Source organism: Streptomyces sp. NPDC050534 (assembly GCF_044457745.1).
Taxonomy (GTDB): Bacteria; Actinomycetota; Actinomycetes; order Streptomycetales; family Streptomycetaceae; genus Streptomyces.
Genome location: NZ_JBITHF010000004.1, coordinates 467,001 through 479,641 on the forward strand (window position 1 = coordinate 467,001; position 12,641 = coordinate 479,641).

Sequence of the window (12,641 nt, forward strand, 5' to 3'; positions counted from 1 at the left end):
GCCCCACGCATTGAGTCGGCATAACTCAACTTGACTGCCGAAGGGGAGATCATGGCTTCGACGTCCACTTCGCTCACTCTGCCCGTACTGCCGCTCGACGACGAGGTAGTGCTCCCCGGCATGGTGGTACCGCTGGACCTGAACGACGCCGACGTACGCGCCGCGGTGGAGGCCGCCCAGGCCGCCGCCCGGTCCGAACCGGGAAAGCCGAAGGTCCTGCTCGTTCCACGGGTCGACGGCACCTACCCGAGCACCGGCGTGCTCGGCACGGTCGAGCAGGTCGGCCGGCTGGCCGACGGTGACCCGGGCGCACTGATCCGCGGCCGCGGCCGCGTGCAGATCGGTGCCGGCACCACCGGGCCGGGTGCGGCGCTGTGGGTCGAGGGGACGAGGATCGACGAGAGCGTGCCCGAGCCGCTGCCCGGTCACGTCACCGAACTGGTCAAGGAGTACAAGGCCCTCGCCACCGCCTGGCTGCGCAAGCGCGGCGCCTGGCAGGTCGTGGACCGTGTGCAGGCCATCGACGACGTGTCCCAGCTGGCCGACAACTCCGGCTACTCGCCCTTCCTGACCACCGACCAGAAGATCGAACTGCTGGAGACGGCCGACCCGGTCGCCCGTCTCAAGCTCGCCACCCAGCAGCTGCGCGACCACCTGGCCGAGCAGGACGTGGCCGAGACCATCGCCAAGGACGTCCAGGAGGGCGTCGACAAGCAGCAGCGGGAGTTCCTGCTGCGCCGTCAGCTGGAGGCCGTGCGCAAGGAACTGCGCGAGCTGAACGGCGACGGCAAGGACTCGGCCGAGGAGTCCGACGACTACCGCGCCCGGGTCGAGGCCGCCGACCTGCCGGAGAGCGTCCGGGAGGCCGCCCTCAAGGAGGTCGACAAGCTCGAGCGCTCCAGCGACCAGTCGCCCGAGGGCTCCTGGATCCGCACCTGGCTGGACACGGTCCTCGAACTGCCCTGGAACGAGCGGACCGAGGACGCGTACGACATCCAGGGCGCCAAGGCCGTCCTGGACGCCGAGCACTCCGGCCTGGAGGACGTGAAGGAGCGGATCACCGAGTACCTGGCGGTGCGCAAGCGCCGTACCGACCGCGGTCTCGGCGTCATCGGCGGCCGGCGCGGCGGAGCCGTCCTGGCCCTCGTCGGCCCGCCCGGCGTCGGCAAGACCTCGCTCGGCGAGTCGGTCGCGCACGCCATGGGCCGCAAGTTCGTCCGCGTCGCCCTCGGCGGCGTCCGCGACGAGGCCGAGATCCGCGGCCACCGCCGTACGTACGTGGGCGCGCTGCCCGGCCGGATCGTGCGCGCGATCAAGGAGGCCGGTTCGATGAACCCGGTCGTCCTGCTCGACGAGATCGACAAGGTGGGGTCCGACTTCCGGGGCGACCCGGCGGCCGCCCTCCTGGAGGTCCTGGACCCGGCGCAGAACCACACCTTCCGCGACCACTACCTCGAGGTCGAGCTCGATCTGTCGGACGTGGTGTTCCTGGCCACGGCGAACGTCCTGGAGGCAATCCCGGAAGCCCTCCTCGACCGTATGGAACTCGTGCGCCTGGACGGATACACCGAGGACGAGAAGGTCGTCATCGCCCGCGACCACCTGCTCCCGCGCCAGCTGGAGCGGGCGGGCCTGGACAAGGACGAGGTGACCCTGGACGAGAGCGCCCTGCGCAAGCTCGCCGGCGAGTACACGCGCGAGGCGGGTGTGCGCACCCTGGAGCGTTCGATCGCCCGGCTGCTCCGCAAGGTCGCGGCGCAGCACGAACTGGGCGACCGGGAGCTGCCGTTCACCATCACGGACGCAGACCTGCGCGCCCTGATCGGACGGCCGCACCACGTCCCGGAGGCCGCGCAGGACCCGGCGGAGCGCCGTACGGCGGTCCCGGGCGTGGCGACGGGCCTCGCGGTGACCGGCGCCGGCGGTGACGTCCTCTTCGTGGAGGCCTCGCTCGCCGACCCGGAGACGGGCGCGGCGGGCCTGACCCTCACCGGTCAGCTGGGCGACGTGATGAAGGAGTCGGCGCAGATCGCGCTGAGCTTCCTGCGTAGCCACGGCGCCGAGCTGGAGCTGCCGGTCGCGGACCTGAAGGACCGCGGTGTGCACATCCACTTCCCGGCGGGCGCGGTCCCGAAGGACGGGCCGAGTGCCGGCGTCACGATGACGACGGCGCTGGCGTCGCTGCTGTCGGGCCGGCTGGTCCGTACGGACGTGGCCATGACCGGCGAGGTCTCGCTGACCGGCCGGGTGCTGCCGATCGGCGGCGTGAAGCAGAAGCTGCTCGCCGCGCACCGCGCCGGGGTGACGACCGTGATCATCCCCAAGCGCAACGAGGCCGACCTGGACGACGTCCCGGCCGAGGTGCTGGACAAGCTCGACGTCCACGCCGTGACCGACGTCCGCCAGGTCCTGGAGCTGGCGCTCGCGGCCGCCACGAGCGAGGCGGCGCCGGAGGTTCCGGTGGCGGCGTGACGGACGGCACCGGATGAGGGAAGGCCCGGGTCCCGTGAGGAGGCCCGGGCCTTCTTCTCGCGCCGGCCGTCCGGCCGTGCGTCAGCCGTTGGCGAGGGCGACGACCCGGTCGAGGGCGCCGTTGAACTTGTCGTGATCGCCGACGGTCGGCCCGGACGAGGTGTACTGCCACATCGTGTAGTAGCCCCAGCCGGCCGGCAGCGTCCCCACGGTCGACGCGTACCGGGCGATCCACAGCGGGTTGGCGGCCGCGAAGCCGCCGTAGTTGCCGGTGCAGTCGGTCCACCAGCTGGTGGCCGTGTAGATCACGGCGTCCCGTCCCGTGCGGGACTTGTAGGTGTTCAGGAAGTCGGCGATCCAGCTGACCATCGCGCTCGCCGACTTGCCGTAGCACTCGGCGCCGTAGGGGTTCCACTCGATGTCGAGGACGCCGGGGAGGGTCTTGCCGTCCTTGGACCAGCCGCCGCCGTGGTCGACGAAGTAGTTGGCCTGGGTAGCGCCGCTGGTGGTGTCAGGGGTGGCGAAGTGGTACGCGCCGCGGATCATGCCGACGTTGTACGAGCCGTTGTACTGCTGGGCGAAGTAGGGGTTCGTGTAGTACGTGCCTTCGGTCGCCTTGGTGTACGCCCACTTGACCCCGCTGCTCCACAGGGTCGACCAGGCGACGTTGCCCTGGTAGCCGGAGACGTCGACGCCCTCGGTCTGGGTGGCGACGGTGGAGGCGGGGGCGGAGCCGCTGCCGTCGTGGGCGGCGACACCCATGCCCATGCGGGCCGAGCCGCGGGCGGGGGTGTCCGCCGCGGAGGCGGGGACGGCGGGGACGGCGAAGGCGAGCGAGAGGGCGGCGAGCAGGAGCCCGGCGAGCAAGGGGCGCCGGGGGTGTACCGATCCGGGTCTGTGCACGGGCATGGCGTGCCTCCGAGAGGTCGGTGATGCTCTGTGGGGGAGGGCGCCCGTGCGGCGGGAGGGCCGTACGGGGCCGGTGCCCGGCCATCGGGAGCAATGGCGTGGGCATGTCAGTCGGTGCCTGGTATCGAAGCTACGCACGTAGAAGAGCGCGTGGAAGAGGGGTCGGAGGCTGCCGTTGGTCTAGCCCTGCGAAATACTTGGGGAGCTGCGGCAATGACGGGGTTTGGCGGAAACTTTCAGGTTCAGGAAAACCGAGGCAGGGACTGACGTGCACGAAAGCGAAAACGGGGACGAGCGCCGGCTCCCGGCTCAAACGTCACCGAGTGGTGCAGACCAGGAATACCTGTCTCTGGAACGCGAGTTGACGATCCTGTTCCGGCGCGCCCGCGCCAACCAGGGGGAGATGGCCCGCGAGGTCCACCCCGATCTGGAGTCGGCGGCGTACGGCCTGCTGATCCGCCTCGACGAGTGCGGCCGCCAGCGCGCCACGGAACTCGCCGCCTACATCGGCGTCGGCAAGGCCACCATGTCCCGCCAGCTGCGCGCCCTGGAGGACCTCGGCCTGGTCGCCCGCGAACCCGACCCCGCCGACGGCCGCGCCTGGCTGGTCCACCTCACGGCCGAGGGCCACGAGCGCGTCCGCAAGGTCCGCGACGCCCGCCGGGCCCGCTACGTCAGCCAGCTCAACCACTGGAACCGCCACGAGGTCGCGGAACTCGCGCGCCTGCTGGGCCAGTTGAACCGGGGCATGGAGAAGTAGCGAACGGGGCGCGAGCCCTTTGGTGGTGCCGTCGCGCGGGTCACGGTCGGCTGGGGACGATCGCCGTGCGCGGCCGTTAGGGCTCGAAGTCCCTCGGGTCTCCGCTTGGGTCTCCGCCCCGTCGCGGCCCGGCCGCTGGGGTGTGACCGCTCGGGTCGCGACGCCCGCCGCAGGCGCCCGGCTCACAGTCCCACCAGCACCACCGTCGCGTCGTCATGCGTCTTGCTGCGCCGCAGGAACACCCGTTCCGTGTCGGTGGTCTCCAGGGTGCGGACCCGTCGGACCAGGGCGCGGGCGCCCTCCTTGTGCAGGAGGCGGAAGCAGTCCTCCCAGGTGCCCTCGTGGAACTTCTCCACCCAGCGCGTGGCGCCGTCGGTGAGGGCCGCGAGGGCGCGTACCTCCCGGCGGGGGAGCGTGCCCGTGACCGCGCGGTCCGCGACCGCCGGATCCGCCGCCGCCGTGAAGAAGCCGCCCTCCTTGTTGCGGACCGTCGAGTCCACGATCGCGTCCGTGGCCAGGGACGAGCGCGGGAGGCGGGACAGGCGGTCGTCCAGCACCGCCGTCACCGAGCCTTCCGACGACTCCAGGAGCAGCGCGGAGTCCGACAGAACCAGGTACTCGACGGCCTCCGTCCCCCAGCGCGCCACAACCACCGTTGCCTGAGGGGTGCGTGGGTGAGAAAGGTCACAAGTGGCGGCATGTGCTGCGGCTGTGCGGGCGATGGCGCGGGAAAGCACCTCGGACAGTGGAACATCCGGGAGGGAAAGGGTCAGTTCGGTCAGCGCCCCGCCCAGCCGCGCGATGTACCAGGGAACGGAATGCAGACAACCCGTCCCGCCGCGCGGAGGCGTCACCCCGTCCAGTACGACGACGGCGCCGCCCTGGCCGGAAGCGGGCAGCGCGACAGCCGCGAAGTCCTCGTTGGGGCGGGCCGGATCGCCGGGCTCCGAAACAACTTCCGTATGCATTCGGCCAGTCTGCACGACGTCTTCACAAGGTTCGCAAAAGACCGACACTGGTTGCCGAATGGGTCCACTCGCGCAGGTCAGACGTCTGATTTGAGGTGGAATCCGTTGTTCCGGGAACCCGTGTCGGCGAATATTGCCACCGTCTCGTGCGGACGTCCAACCGGCCCGCCGCGCGCGGCCGCTGCACGCGCCCGTGGAACTTGCTCGCCAACTCCCCTCCGATGTTCACTCCTTCGGGTGGCGGGTCAGGTGATGCTCGGCCACTGCCCACCGGCACTGGGAGGGTCGGGGACCGTACCGAGGGAGCGCCCGGTCGGCAAGAGTTGACGGAGCGTCACCCGGGCCCATGAGTATCACGAGTCAGGAATGCGAGCACCGGTGCAGAAGACGCGGCCTCGTCGCACAGGCAAGCAGACGGACCCCGCAACGGAGGCGGAGCGCACGCCCGGCAGCACCACCACCGGCAAGGGCCGCCCCACGCACGTCCGCAACCGTCTCGTCGTCGCCGTGGCCGTCGTGGCCGCGGCCATCGCCGGGGCAGGACTTCCCTCCGTCTTCGCCGCCTCCGCGCAACTCTCGGACTCCCAGGACCTGGTGACGCTCGCCGGGCAGACCCAGAACGCCCTCGTCCTCGCCCACTCGCTCGCCGACGAGCGGGACGAGGTGACCTCGTACATCGCCGCCGGCCGCCCCAAGTCCAAGGCGCCCGGCGAGCAGGCGAGCGCGCGAGTGGACCGCCAGGTCGAGGAGTTGCTGAACGACCCCGACATCTCCCCGTCCCTCCGCGGCGACCTCGACGGCATCGCGGCCCTGCGCCGCTCCGCGCTCACGGGCAAGAACAGCGCCCTGGAGGCGCACGGCGCGTACTCCACGGCCATCACCGAACTGCACCGGCTCGCCGAGCAGCTGGCGGAGCAGATGCCGCCCCGCGCCGGATCGGGCGCGTACTCGCTCGCCGAGCTGGACTCCGCCGTGCAGCAGTCCGCCGCCGCCCGCGGGCTCCTGGTCGCGGCCCTCAACGTCCCCTCGTCCACCCAGACGGTGATCAGCCCCACCACCGGCCTGCCGGTGCGGACCTCCACCTCCACGGCGGCCGACACCGAACAGCGCGACGCGCTGACCGCCGCCGCCCAGCAGGCCCGCCTGCGCTCCGACGCGGCCCTCGCCGACTTCCGCGACACCGCGCCCAAGTCCGCCCGCGACTCCTACGACTCCACGGTCACCGGCCCCGAGGTCGACTCCGCGGAGAAGTACCTCGGCTCGCTGACCGACCAGCCGACGCTCTCCACCTCCGAACTCGGCACCAGCGCCTCGAAGGCCGACGCCGCGCTCTCCGCCCGTATCGACGCCATGCGCGGCGCGGAGTCCGCCCTCTACGACCGCCGCACCAAGGATCTGGCCCAGCTGCGCGACGACGACGTCAGCGCGCTGGAGCTCCGTATCGCCGTCCTCGGCGTCCTGATGCTGGTCGCCGTCGGCTTCGCCACGGCCATGGCGCGCAGCCTGACCCGCCCGCTGTCCGTCCTGCGCCGCGGCTCCGCCCGCCTCGCCCAGGCGGAGAACCCCGCCGCCGAGGAACCGGTCACCTTCACCGGCCGCAACGACGAGTTCGCCCAGGTCGTGCGCTCCGTCAACGCCCTGCACGCGCACGCCGCCGCCCTGCACGAGCGCATCGCCACCCTGGAGGCCGACCGCAAGCACCTGGTCGGGCAGCGCCAGCGGATGGCCGACGCCCGCGAGGAGCTGCGCTCCGAACTCGCCGGTTCCGCCGCCCAGTTGGAGCGGCTGCGGGAGAGCATCGGCGGCACGTTCGTGAACCTCGCCCTGCGCACCCTCGGCCTGGTCGAGCGTCAGCTGGGCGTCATCGAGGGCCTGGAGGAGCGCGAGCACGACCCGGACCGCCTCGCCACCCTCTTCAAGCTCGACCACTTCGCCACGGTGATGCGCCGGCACAGCGAGAACCTCCTCGTCCTCGCCGGCACCGAGCACGTGCAGCAGAGCGCGCACCCCGTCCCGCTGATCGACGTCGTACGCGCCGCGGTCAGCGAGATCGAGCGCTACGAGCGCGTCCGCATCTCCGTGCTGCCGCCGCACGCGCACATCGCGGGCTTCGCCGCCGACGACCTGTCCCACCTGCTGGCCGAACTGATGGAGAACGCCACCACGTTCTCCCCGCCCGACCGGCCCGTCGAGATCTCCGGCTGGCTCCTGGAGAACGGCGAGGTCATGCTCTCCGTCCAGGACGAGGGCATCGGCATGACCGGCGAGCGCATGACCCGCCTCAACGCCCGCCTCGCCGAGTTCGACCCGGACTCGCCCTACGACCACGAGGGCGAGGAGGGCCTCGGCCTCGGCCTCTACGTCGTCGCCCGCCTCGCCCACCGCCACGGCCTCCGCGTGCAGTTGCGCGAGCAGAAGCAGGGCGGCGTGGCGGCGGTCGTGGTCCTGCAGAAGGCACTGCTGGCGGCGGCCCCCTCGGCCGCGGTCCCGGCCGCGTCCGCACCGGTGTCCGGCTCCGCCCACTCCTTCTCCCTCCCGGGCGCCGACGCCGAGGCCAACTCCAACGAGCTGTACGCCCGCCACACGGCGGCCGACCCGCTGGTCGCCCTGGCGGAGAAGGCCGCACGGCAGGCCGCCGACGCGGAAGCCGACGCGGAGGCCGACGAGCACGCGCCGACCCCGGCCGAGACCACGATGGAGCTGCTGATCCCGCTCCAGCCCACGGACCCGGACCCGTTGCCGCCACCCCAGCCACCGGTACCCGCACCCGCCGAGGCCGAGGCCGAGGCGGAACACCAGCGCACCCCGGACGAAGAAGAACCCGTAACCGCAAAGGGTCTCCCCAAGCGCACACCCAAGATCACCGCGCCGACCGAGACCGCGCCCCAACGCCCCCGCTCCGTCAACGCGGAAGCCCTCCGCAGGAGACTCGGCGGCTTCCGCCAGGGCGCGCAGGCCGGCTACCGCGACGTAGAGGCGGAGATCGCCGAAAGGACGGCCCAGAACGAGGTGCCGACCACCGAAACAGCTGTATCCGAAGAAGCCACGGGGGGCACTGTCGAGGAGGCAAGCAGTTGAGCGCGCCCAGTACCTTCGGACTGAGCAGTGAAGCCCGGAATCTGCACTGGCTGCTGACCAACCTGGTCGAGGAGGTGCCGGGCATCCAGTCGGTCGCGGTGGTCTCCTCCGACGGCCTGCTGCTGCTCTCCTCCGACCCCGGCCGCAACGCCGAGGCCAAGACCGTGGCCCAGCAGCGGCGGTCCGGCCCCCGGGGCTCGGCCGCCGACCTCGCCACCATCGTCTCCGGCATCGGCAGCCTCACCATCGGTGCGGCGAAGCTGATGGACTCCGGCAGGGTGAAGCACACGATGGTCGCGATGGACGAGGGCAGCCTGTTCGTGATGTCGATCAGCGACGGCTCGCTGCTCGGCGTGCACGGCTCCGCGGACTGCGACATGAGCGTGGTGGCGTATCACATGGCGCTCTTCGTCGGCCGCGCCGGCCATGTGCTGACCCCCGAACTCCGCACCGAGCTACGAAAATCCCTCGAGCAGGAGTCCGCCGGGAGCGCCCGATGAGCAGTTCGCCGAAGAAACTCCCCGTCCGCGGCGCCGAGCGCAAGCCGGCCCGCGTACGCCCCTACTCGCTCACCGGCGGCCGTACCCGCTTCGGCCACGTCCTCCTGGTGGAGACGTTCGTGGCCGCGCTGGAGGCCCCCGAGGAGCGCAAGGAACTCACGAACGGCGGCAACGGCGGCCGCGTGATGCCCGAGATGCTGGCCATCGTCGAACTGTGCCGCCGTATGCGCACGGTGGCCGAGATCGCCGCGCTGCTGAAGATGCCGCTCGGCGTGGTCCGCGTGCTGCTCAGCGATCTCGCGGACCAGGGAAAGATCCGTGTGTACGGCACCGGGACCGGTCACGGCACGGGCCGCCCGGACCGCGCTCTGCTGGAAAGGGTGCTGAATGGACTCCGCCGTCTCTGACGCCGCCACCGCCGCCGGCGTCACCCCGCTCGCCGACGAGGACGAGAACCTGCAGTCCTGGCAGACGGACCGCACCCGTGCCCCGATCGCGACGAAGATAGTCGTGGCGGGAGGCTTCGGCGTCGGCAAGACCACGCTGGTCACCGCCGTCTCGGAGATCACGCCCCTGCAGACCGAGGCGCTGATGACCGAGGCGAGCGAGGAGACCGACGACCTCACCTCGACGCCCGGCAAGCTGACCACCACCGTGGCGATGGACTTCGGCCGTCTCACGCTCGACGACGACCTGGTGCTCTACCTGTTCGGCACGCCGGGCCAGCAGCGGTTCTGGTTCATGTGGGACGACCTGGTGCGCGGTGCGATCGGCGCCGTGGTGCTGGCCGACACCCGCCGCCTGAAGGACTGCTTCCCGGCGCTCGACTACTTCGAGAGCTGCGGGCTGCCGTACGTCGTCGCGGTCAACCACTTCGACGGCAGCGAGCTGTTCGAACCGGCGGACGTGCGGGAGGCATTGACGATCCCCGCGCACATACCTGTAATGATCATGGATGCGCGCCGCCGGATCTCGGTGATCGAGACCCTCCTGTCCCTCGTGGGCCACGCGCTCGACGAAACACCCGAGTGAAACCCCGTTAGGAGCCTCACCCGCATGCGGAAGATACTCGTCGTCGGAGCCGGCCAGTCCGGTCTCCAGCTCGCCCTCGGCCTCCAGTCGCACGGGTACGAGGTCACCCTGATGTCGAACCGGACGGCGGACGAGATCCGTTCCGGCCGGGTCATGTCCACGCAGTGCATGTTCCACACGGCGCTGCAGCACGAGCGCGATCTCCAGCTGAACTTCTGGGAGTCCCAGGCCCCGAAGATCGAGGGACTCGGCGTCTCGGTCGCGGCCCCGGGCTCCTGGGGCGAGGGCCCCGCGGCCCGTGCCATCGACTGGGTGGGCAAGCTGGACGGGTACGCGCAGTCGGTCGACCAGCGGGTGAAGATGGCCGGCTGGATGGAGACGTTCGCGCAGCGCGGCGGCCAGCTGGTCATCCACGGCGCGGCGGTCTCCGACCTCGACTACTTCTCCCGTACGTACGACCTGGTGCTGGTGTCGGCGGGCAAGGGCGAGCTGGTGTCCATGTTCGGCCGGGACGCGTCCCGTTCGCCGTACAGCGAGCCGCAGCGGGCCCTGGCGGTGTCGTACGTCCACGGTCTCGGTCCCCGCCCGGAGCACCCGGACTTCCTAGCCGTCCGCTGCAACCTGGTCCCCGGGGTCGGCGAGCTCTTCGTCATGCCGACGCTCACCACCTCCGGCCCGGCGGACATCCTGTTCTGGGAGGGCATACCCGGTGGCCCGCTCGACGTCTTCAACGGCGTCAAGGACCCGGCGGAGCACCTCTCCCTGACCCTGGAACTCATGGAGAAGTTCACGCCCTGGGAGTACGCGCGGGCGACCAAGGTCGAACTGACCGACGCGGGCGGCACGCTGGCCGGCCGCTACGCGCCCACCGTCCGCAACCCCGTCGGCCGGCTCCCCGGCGGCGGCCTGGTGCTCGGCGTCGCGGACGTCGTCGTCGCCAACGACCCGATCACCGGCCAGGGTTCCAACTCGGCCTCCAAGTGCGCGGCCGCGTACCTCGCCTCGATCGTCGAGCACGGCGAGAAGGAGTTCGACGAGAGCTGGATGCAGGCGACGTTCGACCGCTACTGGAACACCGCCCAGCACGTCACCAAGTGGACCAACGCGATGCTCGCCCCGCCGCCGGAGCACATCCTCAACCTCATCGGCGCCGCAGGCCAGCTCCAGCCGGTCGCCGACCGCTTCGCCAACGCCTTCAACGACCCGGCCGACTTCGAGAACTTCTTCTACGAGCCGGACAAGACGGAGGCGTACCTCGCGTCCGTGGCGGGCGCCTAGGGCCTGTCGTTTGGATCAGGACGGCTGAGAGAGACTGCGCTTGCGAGCCGACCCGAGCGGGGTATGGCGCGTGCAGCTGCAAGGCGGAGGAGGAGTCGACGCGGAGCGTCGGCGACTGACGACAACGCGGCAGATGTGCGTGTCATACCCCGCGACGCCGGCATGATCCAAACGACAGGCCCTAGGTGTCGCGCTCGTCCGGACGCAGGGCTCCGAGGATCGGGTAGGTCGCGATCGGGGAGACCTTGATCTTCTCGCCGGTGCGGGGGGCCTGGATGACCATGCCGCGGCCCACGTACATCGCGACGTGGGTGGCCTCGGGGAAGTAGACCACCAGGTCACCGGGGCGCAGCTGCTCGAGGGGAACCCTCGGCAGCTGTGCCCACTGCTCCTGGCTGGTGCGCGGGATCGGGGTGCCCGCCCGGTCCCAGGCCTTCGACGTCAGGCCCGAGCAGTCGTAGGACGCCGGGCCCTCGGCGCCCCACCGGTACGGCTTGCCGAGCTGGCGTACGGCGTAGCGCACCGCGCGGTCGCCCTCCGGTGAGGGCGGCCGGTTGTCGTCCAGCGCTCCGGACGCGACCAGGGTCCGCTGCGCCTTGTCGACCCCGCTCTTCTCCAACTCGCCCAGCGCGGAGATCTGTTCGGGGGTGAGGGAGACGAGCAGCTCCTCGACCTTCTTCAGCCGCCCCTGGACGTCGTCCCGGTCCTTCTTCTGCCGTGCGGCGAGGGAGAGTTGCTGGTCGAGGGCCTTACGGGCGGCACGCGCGAGCGCGCCGGCCCGCTTCTCGGTGCCGGTGAGCCGGCCCACCGTCTCGGCCCGCTCCCGCGCCAGCCGGCCGATCACATGGCCCTGGTCGAGCGCCTGCTGCGGATCGCGGGCGAGCAGCAGCCGTACGTACGGGGAGATGTCGGTGCTGTTCTGGTACTGCTGCCGGGCCAGCCGCCCCGCCGCGCCCCGGCTGTCCTGGAGCGAGAGGCGGACCTTGGCGAGCGCGCCGTCCAGCCGGGCCACCTCGGCGCGCTGCTTCTTCAGCTTCTCCGCGGTGGCGTCGTAGGTCTCGGTGGCCTGCTCGGCCTGCCGGTACAGCTGCTGAAGGTCCGTCAGCTGCTGTGCGACGCCGGCGCCGCCGGGATCGGGCGGGGGCGCGGCCGTGGCGGGCAGCGGCGCGAGGACGCAGCCGGCGGTCACCGCCGCCGTGCACACCAGACGGAGAACCTTTCCTGACACGCCATCACCTCCGGTGCGGGGCAGCCCTTCCGCTCCGCACAGTGAGGTGTTGACGGCCGCGCCGCGGACACGCGCCGGGTGTGCGCGGTTCGGCGCAACCTCGTCACCCGTCGGTGTCGTCCGGCCCGCCGCCCGGCGTGGCGTCCGGCCTGACCTCCGGCTTGGACCACGGCCACTTCGGCCTGTCGACCCTGCCGGTGGGGTCGTACTCGTACTTCCAGCCCTGGGGCAGTCCGAGCCGCCTGCTGTGGCCGCGCTGGACCCGCCGGTAGACGACCATGGTGGGCGGGCCGCCGGCGGCGTCCGGGATCGGGATGCGGTACGTCTTCGGCGGGTGCCCGGTGGGGCCCACGAGGACGGGCAGGACGCGGCCGTCCAGCGGGCCGCCCTCGAACGGGGTGTCTTCGCTCTTCACG

11 protein-coding genes are annotated in these 12,641 nt (G+C 71.5%); 7 read left to right on the forward strand and 4 right to left on the reverse strand.

Going from position 1 to position 12,641, the window contains the following annotated elements:
- Positions 1-51 precede the first annotated feature (51 nt).
- The gene (lon, locus tag ACIBN2_RS16485) at positions 52-2,472 is read left to right on the forward strand and encodes an endopeptidase La (protein WP_399135053.1); all 2,421 of its coding nucleotides are present in this window, start codon (positions 52-54) and stop codon (positions 2,470-2,472) included.
- A gap of 81 nt (positions 2,473-2,553) precedes the next feature.
- Here lon and ACIBN2_RS16490 read toward each other — a convergent pair whose 3' ends face one another.
- Positions 2,554-3,381, reverse strand: a complete 828-nt coding sequence (locus ACIBN2_RS16490) for a lysozyme (protein WP_399135055.1) — start codon at positions 3,379-3,381, stop codon at positions 2,554-2,556.
- A gap of 268 nt (positions 3,382-3,649) precedes the next feature.
- Between ACIBN2_RS16490 and ACIBN2_RS16495 the strand changes: the two genes are divergently transcribed.
- The gene (locus tag ACIBN2_RS16495) at positions 3,650-4,141 is read left to right on the forward strand and encodes a MarR family winged helix-turn-helix transcriptional regulator (RefSeq protein WP_399135056.1); all 492 of its coding nucleotides are present in this window, start codon (positions 3,650-3,652) and stop codon (positions 4,139-4,141) included.
- A gap of 182 nt (positions 4,142-4,323) precedes the next feature.
- Here the strand turns inward: ACIBN2_RS16495 and ACIBN2_RS16500 are convergent, their stop codons facing one another.
- The gene (locus ACIBN2_RS16500) at positions 4,324-5,109 is read right to left on the reverse strand and encodes a protein phosphatase 2C domain-containing protein (protein ID WP_399135057.1); all 786 of its coding nucleotides are present in this window, start codon (positions 5,107-5,109) and stop codon (positions 4,324-4,326) included.
- Between the two features lie 378 nt (positions 5,110-5,487).
- On the opposite strand from ACIBN2_RS16500, the gene ACIBN2_RS16505 reads away from it, so the two are divergent.
- The 5 genes from ACIBN2_RS16505 to ACIBN2_RS16525 are packed head-to-tail and all read left to right on the forward strand — an operon-like array spanning position 5,488 to position 10,997.
- Positions 5,488-8,187 carry a nitrate- and nitrite sensing domain-containing protein gene (locus ACIBN2_RS16505; protein ID WP_399135058.1) on the forward strand — a complete coding sequence of 900 codons (2,700 nt, stop codon included), beginning with the start codon at positions 5,488-5,490 and terminating at the stop codon, positions 8,185-8,187.
- On the forward strand, positions 8,184-8,687 hold the full coding sequence (locus tag ACIBN2_RS16510; RefSeq protein ID WP_399135059.1) for a roadblock/LC7 domain-containing protein: 504 nt from the start codon (positions 8,184-8,186) through the stop codon (positions 8,685-8,687). Before ACIBN2_RS16505 ends, ACIBN2_RS16510 begins: the two co-directional genes overlap by 4 nt.
- Positions 8,684-9,094: a DUF742 domain-containing protein gene (locus tag ACIBN2_RS16515; RefSeq protein WP_399135060.1), complete on the forward strand. Its 411-nt coding sequence runs from the start codon at positions 8,684-8,686 to the stop codon at positions 9,092-9,094. The genes ACIBN2_RS16510 and ACIBN2_RS16515 overlap by 4 nt, the downstream gene beginning before the upstream one ends.
- Positions 9,075-9,719 carry a GTP-binding protein gene (locus tag ACIBN2_RS16520; RefSeq protein ID WP_399135062.1) on the forward strand — a complete coding sequence of 215 codons (645 nt, stop codon included), beginning with the start codon at positions 9,075-9,077 and terminating at the stop codon, positions 9,717-9,719. The genes ACIBN2_RS16515 and ACIBN2_RS16520 overlap by 20 nt, the downstream gene beginning before the upstream one ends.
- A gap of 24 nt (positions 9,720-9,743) precedes the next feature.
- Positions 9,744-10,997 carry a styrene monooxygenase/indole monooxygenase family protein gene (locus ACIBN2_RS16525; RefSeq protein WP_399135063.1) on the forward strand — a complete coding sequence of 418 codons (1,254 nt, stop codon included), beginning with the start codon at positions 9,744-9,746 and terminating at the stop codon, positions 10,995-10,997.
- A gap of 181 nt (positions 10,998-11,178) precedes the next feature.
- Here ACIBN2_RS16525 and ACIBN2_RS16530 read toward each other — a convergent pair whose 3' ends face one another.
- Positions 11,179-12,225 carry an NlpC/P60 family protein gene (locus ACIBN2_RS16530; protein ID WP_399135065.1) on the reverse strand — a complete coding sequence of 349 codons (1,047 nt, stop codon included), beginning with the start codon at positions 12,223-12,225 and terminating at the stop codon, positions 11,179-11,181.
- A gap of 103 nt (positions 12,226-12,328) precedes the next feature.
- Positions 12,329-12,640 (reverse strand): hypothetical protein, encoded by a 312-nt coding sequence (locus ACIBN2_RS16535; protein ID WP_399135066.1) that lies wholly within the window; start codon positions 12,638-12,640, stop codon positions 12,329-12,331.
- Position 12,641 lies beyond the last annotated feature (1 nt).